Here is a 15774-nt window from a genome sequence, read left to right as displayed (position 1 = left end):
GTCCTCGCTGCGTCAGAAAAGGCTTTCCCTTTCCGTGGGCACAACCTCAGCTATCTATAGAAGCAAAAATCGCTTCCATAGAGGATCTTCGGTTTGTGCTGTTCCCACAGGAGTCTCAAGCCATTTCTTCCTTCGCTTGATAGCTAATCTTTTCGACTTGTAATTATTTTACGCCCTCCTTCTTATATTGCAATATAATAAACAAGCGTATTAAGTGAAATTTTCGATACTCTTATTGGAAGAGCATGTACTTTTCCAAATAAAGTGTAACCTATTCGCTTCCGTCGCTGTACAGACTTTAAAAGCAAGATCTGAAGATCCACTCCGTAAAGCGATTTGTGCTTTACGGAGTTAGCTGAAGACTTGGGACTGCGATTACTCGCCCCACCGAAAACATTTGCCCGCGGAAAGCGACGGCCTGAAGCGGAAATCAACATGGCAGTTACGAAAGAGTCTATATAAATTCTGTCATTGACAGAAATCAGATCTGTTTAAGGAATGTCACATAATAGAACAAATATAATCCAAACGCAACACGGCCAATGATTAGCGCTTATTTTTAAATGAGAAAGTTGAATTCGTATATATTAATTTATCCTTCTGGCCGATGAACAGAGCAATAATGTTCTGGAACTGTTCCCTCAACGAAATACATAAGCTGTTTGTTTTCACAGTATGGAGTAGCTAATTCGCCAATAGTAGGATCAATATATGCCGCGACAATACCAGCAGGTACCTCAAAATTTTCAACAGGTAGGTTCGTATGAACACCTTCCATAAAATCGGCCCATATTTGCTTGGCAGCCTGTTGTTCGATTGTTTTATCAATCGTCCTGTTATCGTCATAGCCTGTCCAAACCCCCATAACTAGTTGTGGGCTATAACCAATCATCCAACTGTCAGTCTCGGTGGTACCTGACTTTCCTGCATACGTATGATGTAATTGATCTACGATTGATTCTCCTGTGACATGCATATAACCATTTAAAGAAGGGTTGAACATACCTGTCATTAATTGATTTAAGATAAAAGTTTGCTGTGGATCAAGCACTTGTTCTTTCACTTGTTTTGGACGTTGATAAACAACCTTCCCTTTAGAATCGGTTATTTTTTCAATGGTGTGAGGTGATAAAGAGTTACCGCCATTTGCCAACATGCTATAGGCAGTTACCATTTCTTTCACACTTATGGATGCAGTTCCTAAAGCAAGAGAAGGTACAGCTTCAAGCTCACTTGTAATACCAAATGTACGTGTTGTATCAATCAGACGTTTTGGTGTTAAGAAAATATTCGTTTTTACCGCATAGATATTATCACTTACCGCCAATGCTTGCGCTAAAGTGACAGGTTTATCGGCATAATAGCCATTGTAGTTACTAGGTTGATAACTACTCCCATCAGCTAACACAAAGGTAGTTGGCTTACTCATTAATGTTGTGGCCGCCGTATAACCATTTGTCAATGCACTATAATATAAGAAAGGTTTAAAAGTAGAACCAACCATCCGTTTTGCTTGAACGGCTCTATTATAAGGACTTTCTGAATAGTTCTTACCACCTATTAAGCCTGTAATAGCACCTGTTGACGGGTCCATTGCAATGCCGCCAATTTGCAACGCACTACTCTCACTAATTTGGCTAGCTGCTGTTTGGTCTAATTTCTCTTGATGGGTTTCGTCTAGTGTTGTATAAACATGGTACCCACTAGTACGAATAACGTCGGACTCTTTTTCTAATATTGCTTCCATCTCAGCTAATACGATATCTTGGAAATAAGGTGCGATTGAATCCGAAGTAGTTGGCAATTCACTATTGATTTGTAGATCTTCTCTTTCAGTCAAAAAAGCTGTTTGTTCGGTTATCATTTCTTCCTCAGCTAATAAAGATAGAATGTGCTGCTGACGTTCTTTTGCTTGATCATAATGATTGATTGGTGAATAGTAGCTTGGACTATTCGGTATGCCAGCTAATAGTGTCGCTTCTGCAAGCGTTAGGTCACTACTTTCTTTTTCAAAGAAATATTGGCTAGCAGTTTCAATTCCGTAGGCACCATGACCATAATAAATCGTATTAAGGTAGCCTTCCAACAATTCATCTTTACTATAGAAGATTTCTAAGCGGATGGTATAAAAGGCTTCTTTTATCTTTCTCGACCATGTTTTTTCATGTGATAAGTAGAGGTTCCGTGCATATTGCTGGGTAATGGTGCTCGCCCCTTCTTTCATTGAACCAGTTTTTATATTAACTAACACTGCAGCTAGAATTCGCTTCAAATCAAAGCCGTGGTGACTATGAAAATTTTGATCCTCTGCTTGTAAAGTTGCGTCAATTAGTGTCGGATTAATTTCTTCTAAATCAACCCAATAACGATTAACTACACCTAATTCTTCACCTATTTTGGTTCCGTCTTGACTGTAATAAATGGTGTTTTGAATGGTCGTTAAAGGAGGCGCTCCCAGAACGAGCGCATATATGTAAATGGACAATGCGAAAATAATGATCGAAAGCGATCCAATATAAAAACTTCTTACAATCCAGCGAGGGGGTCTGTCACCTAACTTTTTGAATTTATGTTTGAATAACTTCTTCATTTTTGTTAAAACTCCTTTATACAGCCAATATCGCTCTGGATAGTAGTATCATTATGGTGAAAACTATCCATAAATAAACGTATATATTCGACAAATTTTATGAAAAAAAAGAAAACACTTGCTTTTTTTATTAAACTCTCTAAAATTAGTTTGTTTGAAACATTAAATAAGTAGTTGTAATATAGATTTAAAAGCCAAAGGAGATAGACATATGGATTTATGGTATACAGAGAAACAAACAAAGGATTTCAGTATTTCAGCAAAGGTTAAACAGACATTACATACGGAGAAAACAGATTTTCAACAGTTAGATATGATAGAAACAAACGAATGGGGAAATATGCTTGTATTAGATGGAATGGTTATGACAACAGAGAAAGATGAATTTGTTTATCATGAGATGATTACGCATGTTCCGTTGTTCACGCATCCAAATCCGAAACATGTTTTAGTAGTAGGTGGAGGCGATGGTGGTGTCATTCGTGAAATTTTAAAACACCCGTCCGTTGAAAAAGCGATTTTAGTTGAAATTGATGGTAAAGTAATTGAGTACTCAAAGAAATTTTTACCGGGAATAGCTGGTAAGTTAGATGATCCGCGTGTGGAAGTAAAGGTAATTGATGGTTTTATGCATATCGCTGAAAGTGAAGCAATGTATGATGTCATTATGGTAGATTCAACTGAACCAGTAGGCCCAGCTGTTAATCTGTTTTCAAAAGGATTTTATGCTGGAATATCTAAAGCATTAAAGTCAGACGGTATTTTCGTCGCGCAATCAGATAATCCTTGGTTTAAGGCAGATTTAATTAAGCAAGTTTACCATGACGTCGAAGAGATTTTTCCGATTACTAAATTATATACGGCTAACATTCCTACGTATCCAAGTGGTTTATGGACGTTTACAATTGGAAGTAAACAGTACAATCCATTAGAAGTAAAGCCTGAACGTTTCCATGAGATAGAGACTAAATATTATACAGAAGAAATCCATAAAGCTAGTTTTGCTTTACCGAAATTCGTTAAAGATTTAACAGAAAAATAAAGGAATAAAATTTGTAGCGCTTCTATATCAGTAGAAGTGCTTCTATTCCATTTGTAAGACCCTTTTCGTAAATCTTGTTTCTTTTAGAGATTAGTGAAAGATATATATGCCGACTTAACATTATTGAGAATTTGTTCTATTCTTTATAAGTGCAGTTTTATTCTGCCACTGCGGAAAAACACTCGCTTTCCATGGAGAACGCTTCAGCCTCCTCGCGAGCAAATGTTTTCGATGGGCCGAGTAATCGCAGGTCCAAAAAACGCTCACTGCGGGGTCTTCAGACTGTTCCTTTACCATAGGAGTCTCGCGTTTTTCCTTCGTTTTGTATGGTTTTTCTTAAGAAAGTATAAAAGTCTGTTATTGTTGGTCTAATACCTCTGATAAATCTGTTCGACTATCGACGGAAATACACGAAGACTCCTGCAGGAACAGCGCGATCTGAAGATCCACTTCGTAAAACGCTTTTTGCTATACGAAGTTAGCTGAAGACGTGCCTGCGGAAAGCGTAGTGTATATCCAAAGCGGGATCATTACAGAGTTTATCGATTTATCTCAACAATCTTTTAAAAAATTAAAGTTTACAAAAAGGTCTAAATAAAAAGAGGGTTGAGTTTAATTGAAAACCTTCTTATACTTAAGGTTATCTAGTTAGTGAGGGTGATACAATGGAAAGTGAACAAATCCCTGTTACAATTAAGTTAGTTACAGAAATTCGTGAGCTTAGTGATAAGACAAGAACGGTCGTCGAAGAGACAGGCTCATTTATTCAAAAGGGTGCGATTGCGGCAATTCGCTTCACGGAGCATCAAGAAGAACAAGCTGACGTCGATGCATTTATTACCATTACAGATGATAAAGTTAGTATCAAGCGAACAGGCGCTGTGACGATGCACCAACAATTTAAGATGAAACAACGTACGGAAAATATCTATCACCATGAATTTGGTACGATACATATGGAAACCCACACAGATCAAATTACTTTTCAGCAACCAAATGGAGCGCGTTCAGGAAAACTGTTTATTAGTTATACCACAAAAATAAATGGTGAAGGTGAGCGAAGACACCGATTAACATTGACTTTCAAGGAGGTTTCGTAATGAATATTATGCAAGAAATGCAAGAAAGATTAAAAACAGAGATTAAACAAGCTGTACTTAAAGCAGAATTAGCAACAGAAGCAGAATTGCCTGCTATTGTACTGGAACAACCAAAAGACAAAGGACATGGAGACTACGCAACAAACATCGCCATGCAGCTAGCACGAATTGCTAAGAAAGCACCGAAACAGATTGCAGATGAAATTGTAGCTGCATTAGATACAATGGAAGCTTCGATTATGAAAGTAGAAATTGCTGGACCAGGATTCATTAATATTTTCATGGATAATACGTATTTAACGCGTCTAATCCCAGTTATATTAAAAGAGGGCGACAATTACGGACGATCAGAAGCGGCGTTAGGCCATAAAGTCCAAGTTGAATTTGTGTCAGCAAACCCAACAGGGGACTTACACCTTGGGCATGCGCGTGGCGCTTCAGTAGGTGATTCACTTTGTAATATTCTTGATGCGGCTGGTTATGATGTCGAACGTGAATATTATATTAATGATGCTGGTAACCAAATAAATAACCTTGCTAAATCTGTTCAAGCAAGATATATGCAAGCGCTAGGAAAAGACACGGCGATGCCTGAAGATGGTTACCATGGTAAAGATATTATTGCGCTTGGCGAGGAATTAGTTGATGCTTATAAAGATGAGTGGGCTAATAAACCGGAAGAAGAACGATTAGAATTTTTCAAAGAATATGGCTTGAAATATGAGATTAAAAAACTGGAAAAAGATTTATCAGAATTCCGAGTGAACTTTGACCAATGGTTCTCAGAAACATCTCTTTATGATGATGGTAAAATAGCTCCTACTTTAGCTTTACTAAAGGATAAGGGACACACTTTTGAAGAGGACGGTGCAACTTGGTTCCGTACTACTGATTTTGGTGACGATAAAGACCGTGTACTTATTAAAAATGATGGAACGTACACGTATTTAACACCAGATATCGCTTACCATAATAATAAATTAGAGCGTGGTTTTAAAACATTAATTAATATTTGGGGTGCTGATCATCATGGTTATATTCCAAGAATGCGCGCTGCTATCCAGGCATTAGGTTATGAATCAGAAACGCTTGAAGTAGAGATTATCCAAATGGTTAACCTATTTGAAAATGGTGAGAAAGTCAAAATGAGTAAGCGAACAGGAAAGGCTGTAACATTGCGTGAATTGATGGAAGAAGTAGGCGTCGATGCAATGCGTTATTTCTTCGTTATGCGCTCAAGCGATTCACATTTAGACTTTGATATGGATTTAGCTAAATCTGAATCAAATGATAACCCGGTTTTTTATGTCCAATACGCGCATGCAAGAATCTGTGCAATGCTTCGTCAAGCAGAAGAAAAGGGTTTCCTTACAGATGAAAACATTGATGCTAGCTTGTTAGTTTCTGAAAAAGAAGAAGATTTATTGAAGCGCATTGGTGAATTTCCACAAGTAATTATCGATGCAGCTGAAAATAGAACACCACATCGTCTAACACAATATATCTTTGATGTTGCGTCAGCCTTGCATAGCTTCTATAATGCTGAAAAAGTTTTAGATGCTGAGAATCCAGAGCGTACAAAAGCAAGATTGGCTTTAATGAAATCTGTAAAATACACGATTGCAAATGGTTTACAGTTAATTGGCGTAAAAGCCCCAGAAAGCATGTAATTTTCATAAAAGAAGATCCAGTCCATTTGAAGATGGACTGGATCTTCTTTTTTTATATAAGGCATTTTTTAACCTATAATCCGTCGGAGCGCGCGCTAATTCAGCGGAAGGCAGGCATAATCCGACGGAGCACGCATTAATTCAGCGGAAGGCAGGCATAATCCGACGGAGCGCGCAATAATTCAGCGGAAGCCCGTAATAATCCGACGGAGCGCGCGCTAATTCAGCGGAAGGCAGTCATAATCCGTCGGAGCACGCATTAATTCGGCGGAAGGCAGTCATAATCCGACGGAGCACGCGCTAATTTCAGCTGAAACAGAATAGTAGCTCATTTCTATCAACATAAAGGAAAATTTTCAAGAAAGTTGTGGTAATATATTAGTACTGATTAACAAAACGAGGTGGGAACGCGATGATTCGACAATTGACTGAACAAGATGATGCTGTTACACAAGCATTAATTCAACAAAAACCAGCAGAAAATTTATTTATTATTGGAGATATTGAAGCCTTCGGTTATGCGCAAGATTTTCAGAAAGTATGGGGAGACTTTGACGAATATAATCAGTTGCGAGCTGTTTTATTAAAATATGAAAAAAATTACATTCCATATGCACAAGGAGCCTTTGATGCAAAAGGATTTGCGGATATTATTAATGCAGATCAAAATGCTCCGCTGCTTTCTGGATTGAAAGAAATAACGGCCCAAATCGAGCCACATTTACAAATTACATATAAAATTAAACGGGAGCTATATTATGCGAAATGCACCAATGATGCATCTTTATCAAAAATGGATACATCAGAGGTTAAGGAGATAACATATAACGAAATCGACGAATTAGGTGGATTTTTGATTCGGGTGCCGGAGTTTGATGAACTAGTATATGATCCTGAAGCCAAGCGTCGAAATCTCGACAAAGGTGTAACGCGCGGCTATTATATTGAGCGAAGCAATAAAATGGTTTCTTCTGCTTCTACAGCTGCGGAAAATAGTAGTTCAGCAATGATAGTAGCTGTTGCAACGGATCCAAGCTATAAACAACAAGGACTTGCGACAGCTTGTTTAACAAGGCTCTGTCAGGATTTATTGGCTGAAGGGAAACAACTATGTTTATTTTATAATAATCCAGATGCCGGAAAAATCTATAAGCGTCTTGGATTTCAGGATATAGGATATTGGATGATGTATCGCTAGTCGCGCTTCAAGTCTGATTGTTTTTACAAAAGGCCTTCAACTAATTTGCCAATCCAACAAGAAATTTTTGCTTTGACGGATTGGTTATTTAAGTAATCTTCTGTAGCAGGAAAACTAGATTTAAGATCTTTTAAGAAAGCGTCTTTGATTGGCGCAATCATTTCTTTGTTACCAGACATTTTAAGGTTAATCTCTTGGTTTAAAAAAAGGCTACGCTTATCAAAATTTGCAGTTCCAAGATCAGCCCAGTTATCGTCAATTAAACTAATTTTTGCATGATAAAATCCATTGTTGTAAAAATGGACGGACCCTCCTGCCGCTAGTAATTTACGATAGTAAGGGAAAGCAGTTGGTTTAACTAGCGGATGGTCCGCTTTTGCGGGAACAAGTACGGTTACATTTATACCTTTCGCACATGCTTGTAATAAGCAATCGAAGACGCGTTCACTTGGAATAAAGTAGGGAGAACCAATGCTAATGGAGTGTTTTGCTTGCTGTAACCATTTCACTAGCAAGTCTTCTAGTTGTCCAGCTTCTGTTATGTGAATAGTAAAGCTTTTATTTCCTTTTAAAGGTTTAGTCGGATTCCTCTCTAGGGCTGGTTTATTTTCTATCTCCCAGTCATAGTCGAAAATATTTTGTAATAGCAAAGCCATTTGTTTATCAACTAGTTTTATATGATAATCACGCCAATCACCTAACTTTGGGTCAGCACCTAGATATTCTTTACCAACGTTAAAGCCACCAAGATAACTAATGTTATCATCGATTATCGTTATTTTTCGATGATTTCTTCTGTTAAGGCGATAAAAGAAGAATGGAAAAGAAGGTGGATTACTTTTACGCACATGTACACCGCTAGCTCGCAAGTCTTTTATTAACTTTCTCTTTAAGGTAATAGATCCAAACCAGTCCACATTTAACTTAACTGTCACACCAGTCTCAGCTTTTTCCTTTAGCAATTTAAACATATCTTTACTAATTTGATCATTTCGGACAGTGAAAAAGGAGATAGAAATGCGTGTTTTCGCTTGTTTCACATCTTTAAATAATTGTTTAAAAAATATATCTCCTCTTGTGATTAGCTCGTATTTAGTAGGTTCTAATGGGAAAGTAACTTTGGGAGCCTTTTTTTGAAAGTGTCTTTTTCCTATTTGAAAGTCAACCCATAGTAGAATGAGAAAAATGAATGCCCCAATGATGATACTAGACATTTTATGTCCCCCTTATTGATTCGTAGGAGTTATCTTTCCCAAAAAAGCAAAAATCATTTGCTGATCTAGAAAAAGTACATGCTTTTTTAGGAAGTATGCGTTACCATAAAAAGTAGTTAATTTAAAATGTGAAGGGATGATAAATTTATGCAAAAGCTTATATTTTTTGTGGGAGTAGCAGGCACCGGAAAAACAACGGTTGCGAAAGAAGTTGCATCATTTGTACCAAATGCATTTCTTGATCGTGATACGGTTGGTGGACGTTTTGTCGAACGTTTTTTGGACATGCAAGGAATGGATAAAAATGATCGTGATTCTGCATTTTATAAAGAGAATTTAAGAGATCTAGAATATGATACAACAATGGATATATGTATAGATAATCTAGCTGCTGGTCAGAATGTCTTTATGATTTCACCGTTTACAGCAGAGTTAAAAAATAAGCAATGGATAGAAGATGTTTTAACTAAAAGTGGCAAAACCTTTGCAGAAGTAGATGTTAAGGTCGTCGTAGTCACACTAGGGGATATAGAGACGCAGCGCGCTCGTATTGAAGAACGAGGTACCATTCGTGATACATGGAAGCTTGATAATTGGGATAGTTATGAAACACGAGTAGACTTTGTCCCAACAATTAACTGGGCAATTCCTACTGAAAACATTCACATATTTGATAATTCTGGAACCTTAACAGAAGCTAAAGTTAAGAAAGTAGTCGATTTTATAAGCTAGTTGGAAGTGAGTTGATCGAAATTCCCTCTCTTTTAAAAAAGGAATGGCGGTAAATATTGCATTTTGATTTTCATACCAATATAATGTATTGGAGACAATTCAGATTCATGTTTTACTTGAAGAAGAAGAGTCTGCTTATAAAAGAGTATCATCATGCCATTCGAAAAAATGTTTAATAGATGCTGATGCGTTTGCTAACATATAAACAGAAAATAATATGATAAAAGGGAGTGCTTTGACGGTGAGCTTCGATAAATATAGCCGCGAAGAATTACAAGAGCTATCAATGGTTAATTTAGCAACAATGGTATTAAAAAAAGAGAATAAAGCGATGCCTTATCAGGAGATTTATGATCAGGTTATTGAATTAAAAGGTTTTAATGATGTAATGAAAAAGGAATATTATGCACAATTTTATACAGACTTAAATGTTGATGGCCGATTTTTAACAATTGGATCTGGTCTATGGGGGCTAAGAGATTGGTATCCTATGGAAAAAATTGAAGAAGAAATTACAGCAGTACCTAAGAAAAAGAAGAAAAAGAAAGCTGCTGCCAAGAAGAAAAAAGCTGTAGTTGAAGAAGAGGATCTTACAGAAATAGATCTTGATTTTGAACAAACAGATTTTGATGAAAGTGATAATGAAGATGATGATGAATCATATGATGACGATGAAGATATAGATGTAGACTTTGACGATGATGACGAAGAAGATGACGACGACAGTGACGAAGAAGATGAGAAAGATAAAAAAAAGAAATAGTCACTAAAATTGCACTTGACTTTTGATAGTGGAATGCGTACAATTTTATTCGGGCTCCATTATTTATTTAAATAATAGAAATAGCGTCCCCCTATTAATAGGGGGACGCTTTTGTTTTTTTATGCACTTATGTCCATAAATTATTTTGTTCAATAGATTTTTTTGTATTGGAACGCCAATAAAATCACACATTAACCAAAAAGGAAGAGGGATGTAAGGTGACTAAATATATTTTTGTTACAGGTGGTGTTGTGTCGTCAATAGGAAAAGGTATTGCGGCAGCTTCATTAGGACGTTTATTAAAAAATAGAGGATTAAGTGTAACGATTCAGAAATTTGATCCGTATATTAATGTTGATCCAGGAACAATGAGTCCTTATCAGCACGGAGAAGTTTTTGTTACAGAAGACGGTGCAGAGACAGATCTGGATTTAGGTCACTATGAACGTTTTATTGACATTAATTTAAATAAATATAGCAACGTAACCACTGGTAAGATTTATTCTACTGTTATAAAAAAAGAACGTCGCGGGGATTATCTAGGTGGTACGGTACAAGTAATTCCACATATTACGAATGAAATTAAGGAAAAGGTTTTTCAATCTGGTAAACAAACAAATGCTGATGTTGTTATTACCGAAATTGGAGGTACTGTTGGAGATATCGAATCCTTACCGTTTTTGGAAGCTATCCGTCAAATAAAAAGTGATATTGGAAAAGAAAATGTCATGTACATCCATACAACATTAGTGCCATACATCAAAGCAGCTGGTGAATTAAAAACAAAACCAACGCAGCATAGTGTAAAAGAATTGCGCTCTTTGGGAATTCAACCAGATGTCATTATTCTTCGTACAGAAATGAAGATCACGCAAGATATGAAAGATAAGATCGCTCTATTCTGTGATATTGATGCTGGATCTGTAATTGAATCAACTGACGCTGAGACACTTTATCATGTGCCATTAGCTTTACAAGCACAGCATCTTGACCAAATTACATGTGACCATTTTGGTTTAGATTGTCCACCAGCAGACATGACCGAATGGAATGACTTAGCCGAAAAGGTTAGAAACTTATCAAAAACAGTTACAATTGGATTAGTAGGAAAGTATGTTGAATTACCAGATGCGTATATCTCTGTAGTTGAGGCATTAAAACATGCAGGCTATAGCTATGATTCCGATGTTTGCGTTCGATGGATTGATTCTGAAGGTTTACATGCTGAAAATGCAGCGGAATTACTTTCTGATGTCGATGGTATTCTAGTCCCAGGAGGATTTGGTGATCGTGGGATTGAAGGTAAAATTGAGGCAATTCGTTATGCTAGGGAATCTAAGATACCGTTTTTAGGAATTTGCTTAGGTATGCAGTTAGCGACAGTTGAATTTGCACGTAATGTACTTGGATTCGATGGTGCGCATTCTGCCGAAATTGATCCAAATACGCCTTACCCTATTATCGATTTATTACCAGAACAAAAAGATGTTTCTGATATGGGTGGAACACTTCGATTAGGTGTCTATCCATGTCGCTTAAAAGAGGGTACAAAAACGAGAGAGGCATACGAAAATGAAGATGTTATTTATGAGCGTCATCGCCACCGTTTTGAATTTAATAATGAGTACAGAGAAAAAATGGAGGAAAAAGGGTTTATCTTTTCCGGTACAAGCCCTGATGGTAAACTTATTGAAACGATCGAACTTGCAGATCATCCATGGTTTATAGCATCGCAGTTCCATCCGGAATTTAAATCTCGTCCGACTCGTCCACAACGTTTGTTTTATGGATTCATTGGAGCTTCAGTAGCGCGACAAAATCAATACTAAAAAAGAGGCTGGGACAAAACTAGCCAAAAATAACGAAAAAAGGTTCCAATCATCATAGAAAGATGGTCGGAACCTTTTTTTGTTAGATTATATTCAGGCGTTGTTGTACCATGCGCATGTTTAGCGGTGTACTTCCTCAAGTTCACCGCCATGAACGCGAATCCTAATTCATTTTCTACTTTCTTTTTGCCTCTTACCGACATGCGAGTAAAACGCAAATTAGCCTTCAAAAATCCGAAGACTGGTTCCACATCTATTTTTCGTTTACCATAGATTTTACCGGTTTCTTTTTCTGAAAGTTGTTGTTTTGTGTATGCTTTTTGTTGTTCCCATTTTTCGTTGTAATATATCTTTCGATTATTTCCTTCCTTTGCTTTTGTACATTGTGAGCGTAATAGACAATCCGAACAATCTTCACATTCATAGACTCTAAACGCTCGAGTGAAGTTGTCTTTACCTATCCGGTTGGAAAGATACTGGAACATTACTTTTTTGTCATTTGGACAGAGGAAGGAATCAGTCGCTTCATCATACTCCCAGTTCTTTGTGTTAAAAGGATCTTGCTTATATTTCTTTGTCTTCTCTTTTCGATACATATTGTATGTAATTAGTGGAATGCACTCCCGATTAATTAGGACATCATCGTAATTTTGTTCACTTCCATAACCTGCATCAGCGACGATATATTTAGGAAGCTCAAAGACGCTTTCCTCGATTTTATCTAGAAAAGGAATGAATGTGCGTACATCGGTTGGATTAGGAAATACATCATAAGCGAGTGCATATTGTCCTTCTGTCGCAATTTGGACATTATAACCAGCTTTCAATTGGCCATTCTTCATATAATCGTCTTTCATTCGCATAAAGGTGGCATCACGATCTGTCTTTGAATAACTGTTACGCTCTTCAAATATGGCCATATCATTTTCGTATTTTTTTTTGCGTGTTGCATAATCCTTAAACCGTTTGCGATATTGTTTTGGTGTTTTGCGTTCAGAACGAAGTTGCTTACGTTCGCTTACATCTTCACTTTCTTCGATCTTTTTGTCGTATGCTTCAACCGTCTCCTCTAGTTTCTCCAAAACTTTTTCGAGTTCCTGGGTGGTTAGTTCTTCCATACTTTCACGTTCGATTTCTGGGATAATTTCGTTTGCTAGCAATTCATCATACATTTGATTTGATTTTCCCACCAAATTGGCACTGTATTTTTCAATCGCTTTTCGCCAAACAAACGTAAATTTGTTGGCATTTGCTTCAATCTTGGTACCATCAATAAAGATCGCTTCTTCATCAATCAGTTCTTCTTTCACCAGCTGGCATCGAAATTGCACAAAACATTGGCGTAACAGGTCTTGTACTTCTTGATTGACTCGAAAACGGTTAATTGTACGATAGCTTGGCTCATAACCTTGCGCTAACCACATCATACGTATACTATCTTTCAGTAATGCTTCAATTTTTCTTCCAGAGAAAACAGATTGCGTATAAGCACATAAAATAACCTTCATCATCATTCGTGGATGATAAGCAGGACAACCTGTTTCATGTAAGAAAACAGAAAAAGCTTTATCTGGTATTTGTTCAACTAAGTCATGGATTGTATAGGCAATATCATTTTTTTGTAATTTTATTTCTAAATCTAACGGCAAAATTACTTGATTCATGTTATAATCTTTAAACATAAGGATACCTCCGATAGTTATTGTTTCGTCACTTTAATTTTATCAGAAGGTATCCTTTTTTACTTACTTAAATTGTTTCAATTTTATAAAAAAGTTGCACCCTCCAACCATAAATTTGGAAAGGTGCAACTTTTTATTGTTTATCTGGGTTTTGTCCCAGCCTCTTTTTTAGTATTATACATATATAATATAGTAGAGAATAAAAAGAAAAAATGGTATCTTTATACAATGATTATACAAATTAAGTTTAAAAAGCAGGAATAATATCAGTGGCATAGAAATATATAGTATATAATGGTTATTTTAGTTATCCTGTTTTTTCCATTTTTATTATACTATGATGTAAATTGTGATACTAGATAGAGAGGTGGGTTACGATGACGCGAACAGTTTTGATCGTAGATGATCAACTAGGAATACGATTATTATTAGAAGAAATAGTAAAAGGTGAGGGTTATAAGGCTATTAGTTGTGCAAATGGTCAACAAGCATTAGATTTTGTGGAACAAGCACCACCAGATTTAATAGTAATTGATTTTCGTTTACCGATAATTGATGGTGCCACTGTTATCGAAAAACTAGAGGAAAGTGGAAAATATATTCCGACAATAATGATGAGTGGTTTAGCGGAGCAAGCAAAGAATAAAACAAAAGATTTTTCATCTGTAAAAGAAGTTTTCTCAAAACCATTTAATATAGAAGATGCAAGATTTCATATTAATCGATTATTAACTAAAACATAGGTATATTTAATGGATATTTTTTCAATATAATTTAAAAAATGGGTTATAAAATGATAACCTTCATATAAATGACAAATTAATTCAATAGAAAACGTTTACATATGTAAGATTTGTTGCACCTTCTTCATGAAATTGGTATTCTTATAAAGTACCCAATCATCAAAACATATTTGACTGGCTATAGGGAATATTATATTTACTAAACTTTATTAGGAGGAATAATTATGCCATTAGTATCAATGAAAGAAATGTTAGACACAGCAAATGAAAAACGTTATGCAGTTGGCCAATTTAATATTAACAACTTGGAGTATATTCAAGCTATCTTACAAGCTGCTGAAGATGAAAAATCTCCAGTTATTCTAGGGGTTTCTGAAGGCGCTGGAAAATACATGGGTGGTTACAGTGTTGTTGTTGCAATGGTTGATGCGACAATGAAAGCTCAAGGAACAACAGTACCAGTTGCGATCCACTTAGACCACGGTCAAACATTTGAGTCATGTGCTAAAGCAATCCATGCTGGTTTCACATCAGTTATGATTGATGCTTCTCACCATCCATTTGAAGAAAATGTTGCGTTAACTTCTAAAGTGGTTGAACTTGCACATTTCCATGGTGTTTCTGTTGAAGCAGAAGTTGGAACTGTTGGTGGAACAGAAGACGGTGTTACAGGTGGCATCATGTATGCTGATACTGCGGAGTGTAAAGAGCTAGTAGAACGTACTGGAATTGATTGTCTTGCTCCAGCTCTAGGTTCTGTCCACGGTGCATATGAAGGTGAACCAAACCTAGGATTCAAAGAAATGGAAGAAATTAACGTAGTTGCTGGAGTACCACTAGTACTTCACGGTGGAACTGGTATCCCTACAGCAGACATCAAAAAAGCAATTTCTTATGGTACATCTAAAATTAACGTGAACACAGAAAATCAAATTCAACAAACACAAAAAGTACGTGATGTTTTGGCTGCAAATCCTGACATGATTGACCCACGTAAATACTTAGGACCAGGACGCGATGCGATTAAAGCAACAGTAATCGGTAAAATGCGTGAATTTGGTTCATCTAACCAAGCATAATAGTGAAGAAAAAGCCATCCTAAGCGGGTGGTTTTTTTGGTTTTATTAAAGAAATATATCCTTCACTCTCGCATACCTTTTTAATAAAATATCTGGATAGGGTGGATAGATAGCCCAATTGTTAGTATAATA

General features: G+C 36.5%; 12 protein-coding genes. 9 read left to right on the top strand and 3 right to left on the bottom strand.

The window, feature by feature from the left end:
* Positions 1-592: 592 nt before the first annotated feature.
* Positions 593-2590, bottom strand: coding sequence for a transglycosylase domain-containing protein (locus DM447_RS16200; protein WP_112182228.1), 1998 nt, complete (start codon positions 2588-2590; stop codon positions 593-595).
* A gap of 211 nt (positions 2591-2801) precedes the next feature.
* Between DM447_RS16200 and speE the strand changes: the two genes are divergently transcribed.
* The 4 genes from speE (at position 2802) to DM447_RS16180 (ending at position 7600) form a co-directional block, all read left to right on the top strand.
* Positions 2802-3632, top strand: a complete 831-nt coding sequence (gene speE / locus DM447_RS16195; protein ID WP_112182227.1) for a spermidine synthase — start codon at positions 2802-2804, stop codon at positions 3630-3632.
* Between the two features lie 665 nt (positions 3633-4297).
* A complete protein-coding gene (locus DM447_RS16190; RefSeq protein ID WP_112182226.1) occupies positions 4298-4732 on the top strand; it encodes a YwiB family protein in 435 nt (144 codons plus the stop codon).
* Positions 4732-6402 (top strand): arginine--tRNA ligase, encoded by a 1671-nt coding sequence (gene argS / locus DM447_RS16185; RefSeq protein WP_112182225.1) that lies wholly within the window; start codon positions 4732-4734, stop codon positions 6400-6402. Before DM447_RS16190 ends, argS begins: the two co-directional genes overlap by 1 nt.
* A 412-nt stretch (positions 6403-6814) precedes the next feature.
* Positions 6815-7600: a GNAT family N-acetyltransferase gene (locus DM447_RS16180; RefSeq protein ID WP_112182224.1), complete on the top strand. Its 786-nt coding sequence runs from the start codon at positions 6815-6817 to the stop codon at positions 7598-7600.
* 23 nt (positions 7601-7623) lie between these two features.
* Here the strand turns inward: DM447_RS16180 and DM447_RS16175 are convergent, their stop codons facing one another.
* A complete protein-coding gene (locus DM447_RS16175; protein ID WP_112182223.1) occupies positions 7624-8814 on the bottom strand; it encodes a phospholipase D-like domain-containing protein in 1191 nt (396 codons plus the stop codon).
* Positions 8815-8961: 147 nt separating this feature from the next.
* On the opposite strand from DM447_RS16175, the gene DM447_RS16170 reads away from it, so the two are divergent.
* The 3 genes from DM447_RS16170 to DM447_RS16160 all read left to right on the top strand — a co-directional run bounded on the left by DM447_RS16170 (position 8962) and on the right by DM447_RS16160 (position 12138).
* Entirely contained in the window at positions 8962-9546 is a 585-nt protein-coding gene (locus tag DM447_RS16170; protein ID WP_112182222.1) for a P-loop nucleotide/nucleoside kinase family protein, read from the top strand.
* A 241-nt stretch (positions 9547-9787) separates the two neighbouring features.
* Complete coding sequence (gene rpoE, locus DM447_RS16165) at positions 9788-10309, top strand: DNA-directed RNA polymerase subunit delta (RefSeq protein WP_112182221.1); 522 nt, start codon at positions 9788-9790, stop codon at positions 10307-10309.
* 218 nt (positions 10310-10527) lie between these two features.
* Positions 10528-12138, top strand: a complete 1611-nt coding sequence (locus DM447_RS16160; protein ID WP_112182220.1) for a CTP synthase — start codon at positions 10528-10530, stop codon at positions 12136-12138.
* Here the strand turns inward: DM447_RS16160 and DM447_RS16155 are convergent.
* Entirely contained in the window at positions 12135-13820 is a 1686-nt protein-coding gene (locus tag DM447_RS16155) for an IS1182 family transposase (RefSeq protein ID WP_112182219.1), read from the bottom strand. The two genes, DM447_RS16160 and DM447_RS16155, sit on opposite strands and share 4 nt — an antisense overlap.
* Before the next feature lie 377 nt (positions 13821-14197).
* Between DM447_RS16155 and DM447_RS16145 the strand changes: the two genes are divergently transcribed.
* Positions 14198-14563 (top strand): response regulator, encoded by a 366-nt coding sequence (locus DM447_RS16145; RefSeq protein WP_112182217.1) that lies wholly within the window; start codon positions 14198-14200, stop codon positions 14561-14563.
* Between the two features lie 224 nt (positions 14564-14787).
* Positions 14788-15642 carry a class II fructose-1,6-bisphosphate aldolase gene (fba, locus tag DM447_RS16140; RefSeq protein WP_112182216.1) on the top strand — a complete coding sequence of 285 codons (855 nt, stop codon included), beginning with the start codon at positions 14788-14790 and terminating at the stop codon, positions 15640-15642.
* Positions 15643-15774: the final 132 nt, after the last annotated feature.

It is taken from the genome of Paraliobacillus zengyii (assembly GCF_003268595.1).
In the GTDB taxonomy this organism is placed as follows: Bacteria; Bacillota; Bacilli; order Bacillales; family Amphibacillaceae; genus Paraliobacillus_A; species Paraliobacillus_A zengyii.
The sequence above is the reverse complement of the archived record's forward strand: the minus strand, read 5'-3'. Positions and strand labels throughout refer to the sequence as shown.

Coding starts and splice junctions, on each gene's coding strand:
- DM447_RS16200 (WP_112182228.1), bottom strand. CDS start 2,590: ATGAAGAAGTTATTCAAACATAAATTCAAAAAGTTAGGTGACAGACCC.
- speE (WP_112182227.1), top strand. CDS start 2,802: ATGGATTTATGGTATACAGAGAAACAAACAAAGGATTTCAGTATTTCA.
- DM447_RS16190 (WP_112182226.1), top strand. CDS start 4,298: ATGGAAAGTGAACAAATCCCTGTTACAATTAAGTTAGTTACAGAAATT.
- argS (WP_112182225.1), top strand. CDS start 4,732: ATGAATATTATGCAAGAAATGCAAGAAAGATTAAAAACAGAGATTAAA.
- DM447_RS16180 (WP_112182224.1), top strand. CDS start 6,815: ATGATTCGACAATTGACTGAACAAGATGATGCTGTTACACAAGCATTA.
- DM447_RS16175 (WP_112182223.1), bottom strand. CDS start 8,814: ATGTCTAGTATCATCATTGGGGCATTCATTTTTCTCATTCTACTATGG.
- DM447_RS16170 (WP_112182222.1), top strand. CDS start 8,962: ATGCAAAAGCTTATATTTTTTGTGGGAGTAGCAGGCACCGGAAAAACA.
- DM447_RS16155 (WP_112182219.1), bottom strand. CDS start 13,820: ATGTTTAAAGATTATAACATGAATCAAGTAATTTTGCCGTTAGATTTA.
- DM447_RS16145 (WP_112182217.1), top strand. CDS start 14,198: ATGACGCGAACAGTTTTGATCGTAGATGATCAACTAGGAATACGATTA.
- fba (WP_112182216.1), top strand. CDS start 14,788: ATGCCATTAGTATCAATGAAAGAAATGTTAGACACAGCAAATGAAAAA.